The organism is Lapidilactobacillus bayanensis (genome assembly GCF_003946695.1).
GTDB classification, from domain to species: domain Bacteria; phylum Bacillota; class Bacilli; order Lactobacillales; family Lactobacillaceae; genus Lapidilactobacillus; species Lapidilactobacillus bayanensis.
This window is the reverse complement of sequence record NZ_RHOX01000007.1, coordinates 46943-61850: the sequence shown is the minus strand read 5'-3', so window position 1 is coordinate 61850 and position 14908 is coordinate 46943. Positions and strand designations below refer to the sequence as shown.

Annotated in this window: 16 protein-coding genes and 1 riboswitch; of the genes, 14 read left to right on the top strand and 2 right to left on the bottom strand. The window is 41.6% G+C overall.

Annotation, left to right across the window (positions count from 1 at the left end; all coding sequences use genetic code 11):
* Window positions 1-284: 284 nt before the first annotated feature.
* Window positions 285-485, bottom strand: coding sequence for a hypothetical protein (locus EKM65_RS03955; RefSeq protein WP_125605715.1), 201 nt, complete (start codon window positions 483-485; stop codon window positions 285-287).
* 447 nt (window positions 486-932) lie between these two features.
* Here EKM65_RS03955 and dnaX point away from each other — a divergent pair, with 447 nt between their 5' ends.
* The 14 genes from dnaX to EKM65_RS03885 all read left to right on the top strand — a co-directional run bounded on the left by dnaX (window position 933) and on the right by EKM65_RS03885 (window position 12224).
* Complete coding sequence (gene dnaX, locus EKM65_RS03950) at window positions 933-2645, top strand: DNA polymerase III subunit gamma/tau (RefSeq protein WP_125605713.1); 1713 nt, start codon at window positions 933-935, stop codon at window positions 2643-2645.
* A gap of 87 nt (window positions 2646-2732) precedes the next feature.
* Window positions 2733-3041, top strand: a complete 309-nt coding sequence (locus EKM65_RS03945) for a YbaB/EbfC family nucleoid-associated protein (protein WP_125605711.1) — start codon at window positions 2733-2735, stop codon at window positions 3039-3041.
* 15 nt (window positions 3042-3056) lie between these two features.
* Window positions 3057-3653, top strand: a complete 597-nt coding sequence (gene recR / locus EKM65_RS03940) for a recombination mediator RecR (protein ID WP_125605709.1) — start codon at window positions 3057-3059, stop codon at window positions 3651-3653.
* Window positions 3654-4030: 377 nt separating this feature from the next.
* Entirely contained in the window at window positions 4031-4657 is a 627-nt protein-coding gene (gene tmk / locus EKM65_RS03935) for a dTMP kinase (RefSeq protein WP_125605707.1), read from the top strand.
* Window positions 4658-4676: 19 nt separating this feature from the next.
* On the top strand, window positions 4677-5006 hold the full coding sequence (locus tag EKM65_RS03930) for a cyclic-di-AMP receptor (protein ID WP_125605705.1): 330 nt from the start codon (window positions 4677-4679) through the stop codon (window positions 5004-5006).
* 13 nt (window positions 5007-5019) lie between these two features.
* On the top strand, window positions 5020-5997 hold the full coding sequence (holB, locus tag EKM65_RS03925; RefSeq protein ID WP_164506806.1) for a DNA polymerase III subunit delta': 978 nt from the start codon (window positions 5020-5022) through the stop codon (window positions 5995-5997).
* A gap of 106 nt (window positions 5998-6103) precedes the next feature.
* The gene (locus EKM65_RS03920; RefSeq protein WP_125605701.1) at window positions 6104-6454 is read left to right on the top strand and encodes a DNA replication initiation control protein YabA; all 351 of its coding nucleotides are present in this window, start codon (window positions 6104-6106) and stop codon (window positions 6452-6454) included.
* A 14-nt stretch (window positions 6455-6468) separates the two neighbouring features.
* The gene (rsmI, locus tag EKM65_RS03915) at window positions 6469-7335 is read left to right on the top strand and encodes a 16S rRNA (cytidine(1402)-2'-O)-methyltransferase (RefSeq protein WP_125605699.1); all 867 of its coding nucleotides are present in this window, start codon (window positions 6469-6471) and stop codon (window positions 7333-7335) included.
* A gap of 430 nt (window positions 7336-7765) precedes the next feature.
* Window positions 7766-8500, top strand: coding sequence for an acyl-[acyl-carrier-protein] thioesterase (locus EKM65_RS03910; RefSeq protein WP_125605697.1), 735 nt, complete (start codon window positions 7766-7768; stop codon window positions 8498-8500).
* Between the two features lie 58 nt (window positions 8501-8558).
* A riboswitch (THF riboswitch) is annotated at window positions 8559-8655 on the top strand.
* Between the two features lie 39 nt (window positions 8656-8694).
* Window positions 8695-9228 (top strand): folate family ECF transporter S component, encoded by a 534-nt coding sequence (locus tag EKM65_RS03905; RefSeq protein WP_125605695.1) that lies wholly within the window; start codon window positions 8695-8697, stop codon window positions 9226-9228.
* Between the two features lie 158 nt (window positions 9229-9386).
* Window positions 9387-10121, top strand: a complete 735-nt coding sequence (gene tsaB / locus EKM65_RS03900; RefSeq protein WP_164506805.1) for a tRNA (adenosine(37)-N6)-threonylcarbamoyltransferase complex dimerization subunit type 1 TsaB — start codon at window positions 9387-9389, stop codon at window positions 10119-10121.
* Complete coding sequence (rimI, locus tag EKM65_RS03895; RefSeq protein WP_125605691.1) at window positions 10105-10656, top strand: ribosomal protein S18-alanine N-acetyltransferase; 552 nt, start codon at window positions 10105-10107, stop codon at window positions 10654-10656. The genes tsaB and rimI overlap by 17 nt, the downstream gene beginning before the upstream one ends.
* Before the next feature lie 34 nt (window positions 10657-10690).
* Window positions 10691-11713: a tRNA (adenosine(37)-N6)-threonylcarbamoyltransferase complex transferase subunit TsaD gene (gene tsaD, locus EKM65_RS03890; RefSeq protein ID WP_125605794.1), complete on the top strand. Its 1023-nt coding sequence runs from the start codon at window positions 10691-10693 to the stop codon at window positions 11711-11713.
* A 190-nt stretch (window positions 11714-11903) separates the two neighbouring features.
* Window positions 11904-12224, top strand: coding sequence for a PTS sugar transporter subunit IIB (locus EKM65_RS03885; protein ID WP_125605689.1), 321 nt, complete (start codon window positions 11904-11906; stop codon window positions 12222-12224).
* A 738-nt stretch (window positions 12225-12962) separates the two neighbouring features.
* Here EKM65_RS03885 and EKM65_RS03880 read toward each other — a convergent pair.
* Complete coding sequence (locus EKM65_RS03880; protein ID WP_125605687.1) at window positions 12963-14867, bottom strand: ABC-F family ATP-binding cassette domain-containing protein; 1905 nt, start codon at window positions 14865-14867, stop codon at window positions 12963-12965.
* Window positions 14868-14908 lie beyond the last annotated feature (41 nt).

Below are 14908 nucleotides of genomic sequence, written 5' to 3'. Positions count from 1 at the left end.
CGGATGAAATGCAATTCATCTTAAATACAACTTCCTTGTAAATGCTAAGTCCTAAAACTGTGATGTTGCGGTTCTTCGTGCCTGCGGAAAATACGCTGGTGGAACGCTGCGAGCGTCGATTTAAGCCGAATAAAAACCAATTCGTCTTAAATACGAGCTTTGTTGTAAGTGATAAATCACCAACAACAATTCCGCGGCTGACCGCGATTTCCCTCCGGCACTGACAAACGAGTGGTGGTGTGATTAAACCTCAAGTTTGTACTTCTCAAAATTTTAGGGGTAATTTAATCACTCATTAATTCAGCGCTTGCGCAAAGGTTGCCCTCTTGTTTGTTTAGTGGCGGCGAAGAAATACCGCTCAGTAGTGACATTATTGTTGACGATTTATCGACTACAATAAGGCTCGTATTTGAGACGATTGGGATTTTAATCGGCTCAAATCGACGCCCACTACGTTCCAGCGCTAAGTATTTCTTCGCCGCCACGACATCCATCACGTTTCGTATGCAACCTTTGCGCAAGCGCGAAGAACCGCAATAAAACAGTTTTAGTTATCACTATTTTGATTAATAGCGATGTTTTTAGCGCCAGATATTTTTGCACTACGACAATCCACTACATCTTGATATGAGTTTAAAAGGGAGCTGGGAGAAATCTCAGTTCCTTTCGTTTAATATTGTTGAGTACTGAAAGATAGTCATGCCTAAATGCTTTTGCTAATAATTAAATTTATTGATTATCTTAATGCAATGCAGTGGTAATAAAAGTTGTTAAATTAACGGTTGAGTGCGATTTGTGACTATAATTAGATCCTAAAGTCAATTGGTAATTAGGGGCTATTTTTGTTAAAGTTAAATCAGGTTATTTAAATTAGATTTTTGAAGTTAATTATCATAAATCAAGTTATTTCTGCATTGAAAAGAAGGAGTTTTATGGCATATCAAGCATTATATCGTGTTTGGCGGCCGCTGAATTTTCAACAGGTTGTGGGACAAAAAATTGTGACCCAAACACTAAAAAATTCAATTACGACTGATCAAATTAGCCATGCGTATTTATTCGCTGGTCCGCGGGGAACGGGTAAAACCTCTTGTGCCAAGATTTTTGCCAAGGCGATTAATTGCTTGGACAGCCAAGATGGTGAGCCTTGTAATCATTGTGAGAATTGTGTGGCGATTAATGAAGGTCGGTTAACTGACATTATTGAGATTGATGCGGCCTCCAATAACGGTGTTGATGAAATTCGCGATATCCGCGATAAAGTTAAATATCCACCGACCCAAGCTAAGTATAAAGTTTATATTATCGATGAAGTTCATATGTTATCGACAGGTGCTTTTAACGCACTTTTAAAAACATTGGAAGAGCCACCAGCTCATGTCGTGTTTATTTTGGCAACTACTGAAATTCAAAAAGTGCCGGCCACGATTATTTCGCGGATGCAACGGTTTAATTTTCGGCGGATTTCTGCAGAGGACATTTCAGAACAATTAATTCGGATTCTTGATGAGAAAAAAATTAGTTATGATGTCAAGGCCATTGCGGTAATTAGCCGCGCTGCCGATGGGGGAATGCGGGATGCAGAAAGTATTCTTGATCAGGTGCTCTCGTTTGGTAACGATCATGTCAGTCTTGAGAACGCATTGGAAGTTACGGGAGACGCCGACGATCAGCAATTAGCTAACTATTTAACGGCGGTTTTTAATCAAGAGGTTACTTCTGCGTTGCAGACAATCAATACGCTGTTTGCTAACGGTTGTTCGGCTAACCGCTTGATTGAAGGAATTATTGAGTTGCTGCGGGATCTCTTGTTGCAGAAGAACGATGCACAATTATTGACTCAGTTATCTTATCGTCAATTGGCAGATAACTTAATTGCAGCGGCGAAGAAAATCCAAAGTCAACAATTGTATCGCATGATTGATATGACGAATGAAATTCAATTGCAATTAAAGAACAGTGCTCATAGTGAATTATTCCTTGAAGTGATGACGGTTAAATTGGCAAACGCGGCGACTACGACTACTGAGGTTCAAGCGGCGCCGGATAATAGTGCTGAGGTGACCCAGTTACAAAGTCAAGTGGCTGAATTAAAGCAACAAATCACTAAGTTAGCGAAGAATGATAGTGCTGCTGCCGAATTTAATTCCGCTAGAACAACAGTAACGAGTCCTGTCCACAAGATTGAAAGTAAAGTCAGTCATAAGCAGGTTTATCACGTTCTGGAAAACGCCACGAAGGAAAGTTTGACCGCCGTGCGTGATGTGTGGCCAGATTTGTTATCAAAGTTGCCACCTGCTAAGCGAGCGATGATGAAGGTTTCCCAACCGGTAGCTGCTAGTGCCGACGCAATTGTTGTCGCGTTCACTTATGAGTTTACTTTGCGGACAGCGAATACCGATCATGAGTTACAAGACGCGCTCAAGAGCGAATTAAATTCATTGATGAAAAACGAAGCCGATATTATTTTGGTTCAGAAAGATCAATGGCCCAAGATCCGCAAAGAATATATTGCGACCTTGCATCAAAATAAATCAGATTCATCAAGTTCAGACGCGCAACCGGTAGCGCCTAAGCAACCGACAATTATTGCTGAAGCAACGAAATTATTTGGTGATCAAATTGTTAAAGTTGAGTCCAATTAAGTGTTAATTTCTAAGTTAAATGTGGGATAATAAAACAATATTGATGATTAAGAACACGATTTTTAAAAATGAGAGGAACGATAATTAATGAGAGCAAATCCAGGTAATATGGCCGGTATGATGCGTAAAATGCAAAAGATGCAAAAAGAAATGCAAAAGGAACAGGCTGAATTGGAAACCCGTGAATTCACGGCCGCTTCCAGTGATGATTTAGTTAAGATTACCATGACAGGTAAACGGGCAATTACTGATCTACAAATTGATCCGAAGGTAATTGATCCAGAAGATCCAGAAATGCTGCAAGACTTGATTATTCAAGCAACTAATCAAGTTTTGACCGAAATTGAGACCACTACAGAAAAGACCATGGGTAAATATACTCGTGGCCTCATGTAAGCAAGCGTGAATTGAATGCAATATCCAGAAGCAATTGCTAAATTAATTGAAAGTTACATGAAATTGCCCGGAATTGGTAGTAAAACGGCGACACGTTTGGCTTTTTTTACCATTGATATGGATGAAGAAGACGTTAAAGAATTCGCGGATAGTTTATTAGCGGCCAAGCGCGACCTGCATTACTGTTCAATCTGTGGCAATATTACCGATGAAGATCCTTGTGAGATTTGTCGGGATAAATCACGTGATCAGTCTAAAATTCTGGTCGTTGAGCAGCCTAAAGATATTATGGCCATGGAAAAAATGAACGACTATCAAGGACTGTATCATGTTTTGCATGGTGTTTTATCACCGATGGATGGTAAAGGACCAGAGGATTTGAATATTGCACCATTAATTAAACGTTTGCAAAAAACAGATGTTAACGAAGTCATTATCGCAACTAACGCATCACCTGAAGGCGAATCCACGGCGATGTACTTGGCGCGCCTAATCAAACCTGCTGGTATTAAAGTAACCCGTTTGGCTCACGGCTTGTCCGTTGGATCTGACATTGAATATGCAGATGAAATGACGCTACAACGCGCTGTCGAAGGACGACAGGAAATGTAAAGTTAGATTTGAAACGTGCTACGAAAGTCTGACAATTCCGCTTAAGCCAGTAATGAATAAGTTCAAAGTACGAACTTCTTCATTACTTTCTTAATGCTCATTGTCAACCCGACTTTCTCCACACTCTGAATTGAAACGTGCTGCGAACAACTGATGGCAAATAATTTAAGTGAAAATCTTGTTGCGTTACACGCACCAATCTTTCCATTTAAATTAATGCCATCAACCCGTTGTTCTCCGCACTCCGAATTGAAACGTGCTGCGAACAACTGATGGCAAATAATTTAAGTGAAAATCTTGCTGCGTTACACGCACCAATCTTTCCATTTAAATTAATGCCATCAACCCGTTGTTCTCCGCACTCTGGAGGTAAATGTATGGCTGGTTTTTTTATTTCTTTTGAGGGGCCGGATGGTGCTGGTAAGACGACTGTGATCGAGGCTTTGATTAAGAAGTTGGCGACGGTAACGGATCGGGAGGTTGTTGAAACTCGTGAGCCGGGTGGTAGTGAGATTGCTGAGGAGATTCGGCAATTGATTCTTGATCCTAAACATACTGAGATGGATGATTGGACTGAGGCGTTGCTATATGCTGCTTCGCGGCGTCAACATTTAATTGAGGTGATTGAACCAGCACTGACCGCTAATAAGATTGTGATGTGCGATCGTTATGTTGACAGTTCAATCGCTTATCAAGGTGGCGGTCGTGAACTGGGAATGGACAAAGTTCGTCAATTAAATGATTTCGCCATTCAAGGTGAATTGCCACAATTAACGCTATATTTGGACGTTCCGGTGGAAGTTGGTCTTCAACGGGTTAAGAAGTTAGGTGCTGGTTTTGATCGGCTTGAGGGTCAAGCCTTGGCCTTTCATCAACGGGTTCGTGAGTCATATTTAAAACTTGTTGAGCAAAATGAAAATCGCATTCAATTAGTTGATGCAACGCAACCAGTTGAAGTTGTCGTGGCTAAATGTTTCGCAAAAATTCAACAACTGGTAAAATAAAGATAAGGAGGTACTGATTATGAAATTAATTCTCGCAATCGTTCAAGATAAAGACGCTAATATTTTAAGTAACGAGTTTATTGATGCTAATATTCGGGCCACAAAACTATCGACGACTGGTGGTTTCTTGAAGTCTGGTAATACAACCTTTATTATTGGGATTGAAGATGATCGTGTTGAAGAAGTCATGGCGATCATCAAGCAAACGTCTCACGCACGTCAACAATTTATTACGCCACCAGCTAATCTTGATCCAATGGGTGATAGTACCATGCCTTATCCAATTGAAGTTCAAGTCGGCGGCGCAACAGTTTTCGTCATGCCTGTTGATGAATTCCATCATTTCTAAGGGCGCCTGAATTTTGAAAGCAAGTTTACAAACACTAGAACAACATTTTGCCACGGTAGTTGCGGCCAACGAATTAAGTCATGCTTATTTATTTGTTGGTCCGACTAATTCAGGAAAAATGGCGTTGGCGCAATGGTTAGCCCAACGTCTATTTTGTACTAACCTGCAAAACGGTCAACCTTGTGGTCAATGCGCTGAATGTCGGCGGATTGTAGAAGGAAATAATCCCGATTATTTAGTTATTAGTCGTGACACCCGTACAATCGGTGTCGATGAAATTCGCGGTTTGAAACAAGAATTGTCTAAAAGCGGTTTGGAAGGTCGTCAACGGGTATTTGTCATTCAAGATGCCGATAAAATGACGCCAGCAGCCGCGAATTCTTTATTGAAATTCTTGGAAGAGCCAGCCAGTCAAGTGGTCATTATCTTAACAACGACGCGCCTGGCTCGAATTTTACCGACAATTCAGTCGCGGTTACAAATTGTGACGTTGCAAGCGCCGGAATTAGCTGTGCGCGAACAAGAAATTCAACAATTAGGTGTGGATTCGACTTTTAGTCATGTTTTAAGTGCAACACAGTTTTCTCTAGACGAGATTCAGAGTTGGATGGAACAAACTGACTTGACAGAATTGCAACAAATTTTCTGGCGGTGGTTGCAACAAATTTTGACGCACAAAGATTTGGCATTTGCGCTAGTACAAACACAATTAATTCCGAATTTTAAAGAGCAAAAATTACAACAACTATTGCCAGACCTATTGCTGGCAGGGTTAAGTGATTTATTTGCCGTTAAGTTTGCCTTGGCGCGTCCGTTGAATTGGACCAACCAACAGGATAACTTACAGCAATTTGCCAATCAACTTTCGGCTCAACAAGTCACCGAATTGTTGGAAATTGTTTTGCAGATGCGGCGAATGCAGGAAGCAAACGTTAGTTTTCAAAATGTCTTGGAGCATACCACGTTACAATTGCTGGCTGTCTTAGATTGAAGTGCTAATGAAAGTTGGCGGTTCCAGCACTGCTTTGCAATTGATTGTGTTAAAAAGATTAATAATTTGTCGATTTTTAGATTCGCTTTAAAGAGGTAAATTGCGCATGAATCAAGATCCGTTTACAGATTTTCAACGGTTAGCAACGCAGGCAGATAATCTGGCTCGCGAATTGAATGCCTTTCGCCAAGAATTAAATCGGGTGTTAGAGCAAAATGCTGAGTTAACTATTGAAAATAAGCATTTACGTGGACGTTTAGACCAATTATCTGGTCCAAATAAACAAATTGATAAGCCAGAAATGTTGCCGTCTCGTCGTAATTTGGAAAAATTATACGATTCTGGGTTTCATATCTGTAATGAAATGTACGGTGCGCGTCGTGAAAATAATGAACCTTGTGCTTTTTGTACGAGCATTATTTATGGCAATGGCGATCGCACGAGTTCACGAGTATAAAGGGGGCCTGTTCGTTGCAAATTCAGAAGAGTTTTGCAACTACTGATCAAGGCACTCTTTTTTTGGTGCCGACACCGATTGGTAATCTTGACGATATGACGATGCGATCAATCAAAACTTTGCAGGAAGCTGATTTGATCGCAGCAGAAGATACACGCAATACTGGAAAGTTATTGGCGTATTTCAACATTGAAACACCACAAATTAGTTTTCACGAGCATAATACGCAACAACGTATACCAGAATTATTAGCAAAACTAGCCGCTGGGGTATCAATCGCCCAAGTTTCTGACGCCGGTTTGCCTTCGATATCTGATCCGGGTAAAGAGTTAGTTAAAGCTGCAGTGGCTGCTGGGATCGCCGTTGTGCCATTGCCAGGTGCCAACGCCGGTTTGACCGCATTGATTGCGTCAGGAATTTCACCGCAACCGTTTTATTTTTATGGCTTTTTACCACGCAAAAATAAAGAGTTAAACAGTGTCTTGCAGCAATTAGCCCAACGTCTTGAGACAGTTATTCTTTATGAATCACCACATCATTTACAACGAACGCTGACTGACTTGGCCGGCGCATTTGGTGCCGACCGCAACATTTGTTTAGGCCGGGAATTAACGAAGTTACACGAATCCTTCGAACGAGGAACAATCGGTGAATTAATCGATTGGTACAACGAACATGATCCGCGTGGTGAGTACGTTCTGATTGTGAGCGGCCGTGTCGCAAAACAAATCGATTCAAGCAAACTAACAACCGTCGACATCGTCGCTAAAGTCGACACCGCCATCGCCCAAGGTAATAAACCCAATGCCGCCATCAAAAGCGTAGCGCAAGAACTACAAATGCCCCGCCAAGAAATTTACCGCATCTATCACGAATTATAGAGTGCTCAAAACAACGGGTTGGCGGTATGATTTTAAACGGGAAGATCATTGCGTGTTAACGCAAGGAGATTCACGCTTAAAATCACTTCCGCCAGTTGTTATGAGCACGTTTCAGATCAGAGTGCTCAAAACAACGGGTTGCTGGTCCAAATTTAAATGGAAAGATTGATGCGTGCCAACGCAGCAAGATTCACACTTAAATTCATTGTCGCCAGTTGCCTTAAGCACGTTTCAGATCAGAGTGTGCAAGGCAACGGGTTGCTGGTTCAAATTTAAATGGAAAGATTGATGCGTGTCAACGCAGCAAGATTTACACTTAAATTTCGTACCGGCAGTTGCCTTAAGCACGTTTCAAAATCACACCATCAAAATAATCAATACCACGTATTTTTAAGTCTCAAAATCACCAAATCAATAGAGGAGTTTTAACATGGCAGCAGAAGATTATTCAGAAACTTTCACGGTACCATTTTACGAATGTGATCCGGCAGGAACTTTGCATTTGTCAGCATTAATGAATCATTTAGTGCTTTGTTCAGAGCAACAGTTGACTTCTTTGGATGCTGGGCCGGAATTCATGTTGAGTTTGGGCATGGGTTGGGTGACAACGCAATACCAAATTGAGATTACACGTCTGCCACAACTTCATCAAAAGGTCCGCGTGGTCACACGAGCTACACAATATAATAAATTTTTCTGTTACCGTGATTTTTGGTTATATGACGATCAAAATAACGAGTTGGCTTTTGTCCGTAGTATTTGGGTGGTGATTAGCTATGCTACGCGTAAAATGGTGCATCTACCTGAAGAATTAACGAACAAAATTTCTTCGGAATTTAAACCTGAAGTCGTACGCTTCCCAAGAATTCCTAAAGTTGATTGGGCTGAAACGTCCGAGTTGAACAAAATTTTTCGAGTTCGTTATTTTGATATTGACACGAATCATCATGTCAATAACGCGCATTATTTCGATTGGATGTTGGATAGTTTGCCTTTGACATTCTTAAAGTCACATACGGTGAAGTCAATGTCGATTAAGTATGACAATGAAGTAACTTATGGCGACGAAATTATCAGTCGCGCGCAATTGACCGATCTAACGAGTCACCATCAGATTTTAAATGGGACACAACTAGCAGCAGAAGCAGTTATTACTTGGCAATAATGTAGAATTAAAATAAATGACTTGTACTTGAATAACAAATGTAATATTATTTTTACTATTCGGAGTAGGCGACTAAGCGTTAAGTGCTGATGGAACGGAATGTGAACATCGGACAAAAAGGGGAGACCCGCGATTTAGTTGCCGCATTCGCCGCATTGTAGTTTTTGTGGCGCTCCAAAAAAGGAGTGGTCGAAATGAATAGTATGACAAAGTATCAAGTACGGTTAACACGATTGGTTTATCTGGCAATTCTCATTGCCGTCCGGTTGGTCGTGGGACGTTTTGCTTTTGGGACAAGTTATTTGCAGCTAAGCGCGACGTTTCTAATTAGCGCGTTGATCGGTTATTGGTATGGCCCGTTTTATGCGGGGATTGCTGGGGCAATTAGTGACGTCTTAAGTGCTTCGTTATTCCCCAATGGTCCATTTAATCCCGCGTTTACTGTGGTTGCCATTCTGAGTGGTATCTTGTATGGCTGGTTGTTGGATCATCGAACGATGCCGGTGATTAAGAAATGGCGCGTCTTAGCACTGGCCTTGTTGGTAAATTTGGGAATTAACTTAGTTCTAAATACGTTATTGCTTTATTGGATGTATCAGACACCATTCTGGCCTTTATTGATGACCAGACTGCCGAAAGAATTAATCATGATTCCGATTTACTTTTTTGGGATTTATTATATTTTACAAATCAGCGATCGCCTGCATTTGACCGATCGACTGTCTTAGCCAGCTCAATATGGCGCCGATTGACTGAGGTAACGCATATTCGTCATGTCAATGAAAATTAAAATTCCAAATTCAAGTCGTGTCCGTTTTCTAGCGTACGCGATTTTTTATTTTGTGGTAGAATGTTTTTATTATCTTAATGAAAAGAGGCGTTGTTGTTGTTAACCCTCGCACTTGATACATCCGCAATACCTTTGAGTGTTGCCGTCATTAACAATCATCAACCACTGGCAACCATCCAAACTTCCTGGCCCAAAAATCATAGCGTGACTTTGATGCCAGCAATCGCGGAAGTGCTGAAACTTGCTCAAGTTGAAATTGAAGCGGTCGATCAATTGATTGTCGCAGCTGGACCGGGCTCCTATACTGGTGTTCGCATTGCCGTGACAACAGCTAAAACATTAGCTTGGACGTTGAACAAGCCAGTTTATGCAATTTCTAGTTTAAGAGCGTTGACGTTGCCTTGGCGTCAAAATAACGAAGCCTTAATTATCCCGTTGATTGATGCACGACGAGCGCACTTCTTTGCTGGCTGTTACCAGTGGCAAAAGGGCAAGCTGCAACAATTGGCAGCTGATGCCTATCTAGATCGAACTGAAATTGTTGACCAAATTAAAGCGAGTGGTGTACAACAGGTTTGTTTTGGTGGTCAGGTTGATGCTGATCAGCAGGCCTTTTTCACAGAACAATTACCCGAGTTCACCTGCCTTTTTGCTGACGGTGAGGCGACTTTACCGCGTGCTAGTGAGTTTGATCTGTTAATTCAAGATCAACAACCAGTTGCTGATCTGAATCGTTTTGCACCCACTTATTTACGGAAAACCGAGGCGGAAGTTAACTGGTTGGCGCAACATCCCCACGAGGAATCTGATCATTATGTTGAACAAGTTTAAGCATCTCTTTCAACCCGTTACTAAAGAAGCAGATAGTGTCGATCAGTTCACTGAAGTGACGTTTAATCATCAGGGATTGACCTATCATTTGCGACGCTTAAAATCAGCCAATATGGATCAATTATTGGCTATTCAGCGCGATGTTTATCAAGGACAAACACCTTGGAATCGTCTGGTTTTTCTAAATGAGGTTAATAAGCGCGAGCGTCACTTGTATGTTGGTTTATTTACGCCGAGTGATGAATTAATCGGTTTTATTGGCGCCTGGTACAGTGATTTAGAATTGCATATTACCAATGTGGCCATTGTGCGACATTGGCAAAACTTGGGTTTAGGTAAGCAGCTCATGTTATTTATGATCGACCAAGCGAAGCAGACTAACTGTTCATTCGTGACTTTAGAGGCAAAAGTGTCCAATGACGCTGCTAAACACCTGTATCACCAGTTAGGCTTTGTTGATCGTAAAATTAAAAAAAATTATTATATCGCTGATCACGAGGATGCTGTTTCGATGGAACTCCTCTTGGTCGATTAATTGGCGTATTCAAAAAGTAGAGTGAAAAATATTGATAAACAAGCAACGTGAACTTATTTTAGCGTTTGAAAGTAGTTGTGATGAGACTAGTGTGGCAGTCATCGAGAATGGCAACAAAATTCTGAGTAATATCATTGCCACCCAAATTAAAAGTCACCAGCGGTTTGGTGGGGTCGTTCCGGAAGTTGCCAGCCGTCATCATGTCGAACAGATTTTGAATTGCACTGGTTTAGCGCTGCAGGAAGCTGGGGTTGATTATGATGATTTGACAGCAGTGGCCGTCACTTATGGTCCCGGATTAGTCGGTTCATTATTAATTGGCATCTGTGCAGCGAAAGCTATCTCATTTGCCCACCATTTGCCACTGATCCCTGTTAATCATCTGGCTGGGCATATTTATGCGGCCCAGCTTATTACGCCGCTAACGTACCCATTTATGGTGCTAGTGGTATCTGGTGGTCATACAGAACTTGTTTTAGTCAGTGCACCTAATCAGTATCAATTATTAGGGGAAACGCGCGACGATGCAGCTGGTGAAGCCTATGACAAAATCGGCCGGGTTCTCGGCATTAATTATCCTGCTGGCAAAGAAGTTGACGCGCTCGCGCATCAAGGTCAGGATACCTTCAAATTTCCACGGGCAATGCTTGATGAAGACAATCTTGACTTCAGTTTCAGTGGGTTAAAGAGTGCTTTTATCAATACCGTTCATCACGCTGATCAGCTTGGTGAAACATTGAACCGCGCAGATTTAGCGGCAAGTTTTCAAGCGAGTGTTTGTGATGTCTTAGTTGGTAAAACGCTGCGTGCACTTGCAGACCATCCGGTTCAACAATTGGTTGTCGCCGGTGGTGTTGCAGCTAATCAAGGTTTGCGTGAACGGTTAACCGCAACTTTGGCTGCTGAGCATCCTGAAATGACTTTGATTATTCCACCGCTACGCTTATGTGGTGATAATGCTGCAATGATCGGCGCGGCAGCCTCTGTTCAACTAGCGACTGACGTACCATTTGCCGACTTAGCTTTAAATGCCGTTCCAAGTTTGGATTTAGTATAGAAAAAAGTTACACTAAGTTTGACAGACGTGCAACACGCCCTTTCTTGGCGTTGGTCAGTTTGTTTAATCTTGAGGGAACGTTCTCATTTATGATGATAAATGATTGACAGCATCAGCAATTTGGGATATGCTTTTCCTATATTGAAAGCGATTAATACTTTCATGTAAACATTAAAGGAGCGTTTTTACAATGGCTGAAAAAACGATTATGTTAGTATGTAGTGCTGGTATGTCAACTAGTCTACTTGTTACAAAAATGCAAAAAGCTGCAGAGGCAAAAGGTATTGAAGCAAAAATCTTTGCTACAGCTGCAGGCGATGCTGACAACGCATTAGCATCTAATGATGTTAATGTTATGTTGCTTGGACCACAAGTTCGTTTCATGTTGAGCCAATTCCAACAGAAGCTTGCTGACAAGAATATTCCTGTCGCAGTTATCGACATGCGTGCTTATGGCATGATGGACGGTGCAACAGTACTTGCTCAAGCTGAAAAGTTGATGGGCAACTAAATTTAAAATTATCCTAAATAAAAGAGAGCGGAATCAAAGTAATCATTTGATTTTGCTCTCTTTTTGTCTGTTTTTAGTTTGGGTGCTAGATGCTAAAACTGTTTTGTTGTGGTTCTCTACACTTGCACAAGGGCTGCTTATGGAACGTGCACGTTGCAATGCGAAATAGTAGAAACTAAAACTGCTATCTAGTCCTTCTTCGTGCTTGCGCAAAGGTTGCATACGAAGCATAGTGAGTACCGTGAGAGAAAATAAATACTTTCGCTGGAACGTGGTGGACACTGCTTGAAGCCAATTTTTGCAAAATTGTCTCCAAGACAGGTCTTGTAGTAACAGCTAAAGCTGCAACAACAATCTCACCACTGAGCGGCATTTATTTTCCCTCACTAAACAAACAAGGTGGCAACCTTTGCGCAAGCGCAGAGTTGACGAGTGGTTGAATTACCTTCTAATTTTTAGAAGCATAAATTTACGATTAAATCACACCACATCTCGTTTGTCAGTGCCGGAGGAAAATCGCGGTCAGCCGCGGCATTCTTGTTAGTGGTTTACCACTTACAAGAAAGTTTGCATTTGAGACAAATTGGGCTTTGATTTGGCTCAAATCAATACTCGCAGCGTTCCACCAGCGTATTTTCCGTAGGCGCGAAGAAGCTCAACATAACGGTTCTAGGATTTTTATGATTACTATTTAGTACGCGCCTATGTTCTGATGCGCAATCACGGCTATAGCAACGATTAATCACTCATTTGCTCTAACTCTTCCGATGCTTGCAACCAGAGGGCTTCGGTTGTTTCTTGTTGTTGTTCGTTTCTTTCCAAGTCGGACTGCAAATCGGCTAGCTTTTGAAAATCATTTAAAATTTCAGGGGCAGTCATCGCTTGTTGAATTCGTTGGTTTTCACTATCAAGTTCTTGTAATTGTTGTTCTACATTTTCAATGGCACGCTTAATTCTGCGCACCTCTTTTTGTTTATTTTTGTCAGCAATGAAGGCGGCTTGGTTATCACTAATTGGTTCGGCGGCTTTTTGTTCAACAACAGTCGTTTCACCGGCGCGTTTTTCTAAATAAAAATCATAATTGCCTTGGTAAAGATGACTTCCTTGTGTGTCAATTTCAACGATCGTGTCGGCTAAACTGTTGATGAAATAACGGTCATGCGAAACAAAAATCAAAGTGCCTGCAAAATTTGCGAGAGCATCTTCTAAAACTTCCTTACTTTGAATGTCTAAATGGTTCGTCGGTTCATCCATAATTAGAACGTTACGCTTTTCCATTGCTAACTTAGTTAATAATAAGCGGGCTTTTTCACCGCCAGAAAGTTGGTGTACCATCTTTTTAACATCTTCGCCACGAAAGAGAAAGCTGCCCAAGACATTGCGAATTTGTTGTTCCGGCAATAGGGGATGTTCATCCCAGATCGTGTCTAAAACGGTTTTCTTAGGGTCTAGCTGATCTTGGTTCTGATCGTAGTAACCAATCGCAACATTAGCGCCAAATTTGAAGGTACCAGCCAATGCGGGAATTTCATCGAGCAGCGTCTTAACGAGGGTTGATTTACCAATGCCATTGGCACCAATAATCGCAACACGTTGCTGCTTGCGCACGTCAAAAGTAATGGGAGTAGACATGACGCTATCATAACCAACAGCCAAATCTTTGACGAATAAAACTTCTTTACCCGTTTCTTCGGTAATTTCAAAACGAAAATGCGCTGATTGTTCGCTACTCTGGGGCTTGTCTAATCGCACCATCTTGTCCAATTGCTTTTGCCGGGCTTGGGCGCGTTTCGTTGTTGAAGCGCGCGTTAAATTTTTATCAACGAAAGTTTGTAATTTTTTAATTTCAGTTTGTTGTAATTCGTATTCTTTTTCTGCATGCTTTTGTTCAGCGGCGGCTTGTTCCAAATAGTTGGTATAATTACCACGATAATGTTTCAATTGATGCCGCGAAAGCGCGTAGATTTCCTTGGCAACGTGATCCAAGAAGTACTGATCATGAGAAACGGTCAGTAAAGCGCCTGGATAACCTTGTAAGTACGTTTCCAACCAGTTGAGGGTCTCAATATCCAAATGGTTGGTGGGCTCGTCTAGGATCAAAATATCGGGCTTTTGCAGCAAAATTTTGGCCAAGGCGAGTCGAGAACGTTCACCACCGGATAATGAAGCAACCGACATCTCGTAAGTTGTCTCGGGAAATTGAAACCCGTTTAAGACTGTTTTAATTTCCGTCTCATAACTGTAGCCGTTTTGTGCTTTAAAAGCAGTTTGTAGCGTGTCGTAGTTTGCCAGTAGGTTAGTATCAGTGGGGCGCTCAATTAATTGTTGCTCGATTGCTTTAAGTTGTTGGGCCATATGTTGTAAATTTGTGAAAACCGTCAACATTTCCGCGAAGATTGTTTTGGTGGAATCCAGGCCACTATTCTGAGCCAAATAACCCAAAGTCGTCCCTTTATTAATGACGATCTGCCCTTGATCAGGTGGATCAATCCCAGCAATAATCCGCAGTAGGGTTGATTTACCCGCGCCGTTAACGCCGACTAATCCAATTCGTGCATGATCTTGAATTTCAAGATTTACTTTGTCAAAGAGCACTTCAGCACCGAAGAAACGGGCGACTTGCTGTGCTTGTAAAATAATCATAATAACCTCCAAAAACGGATAATCTAAATTAATGAAAACTT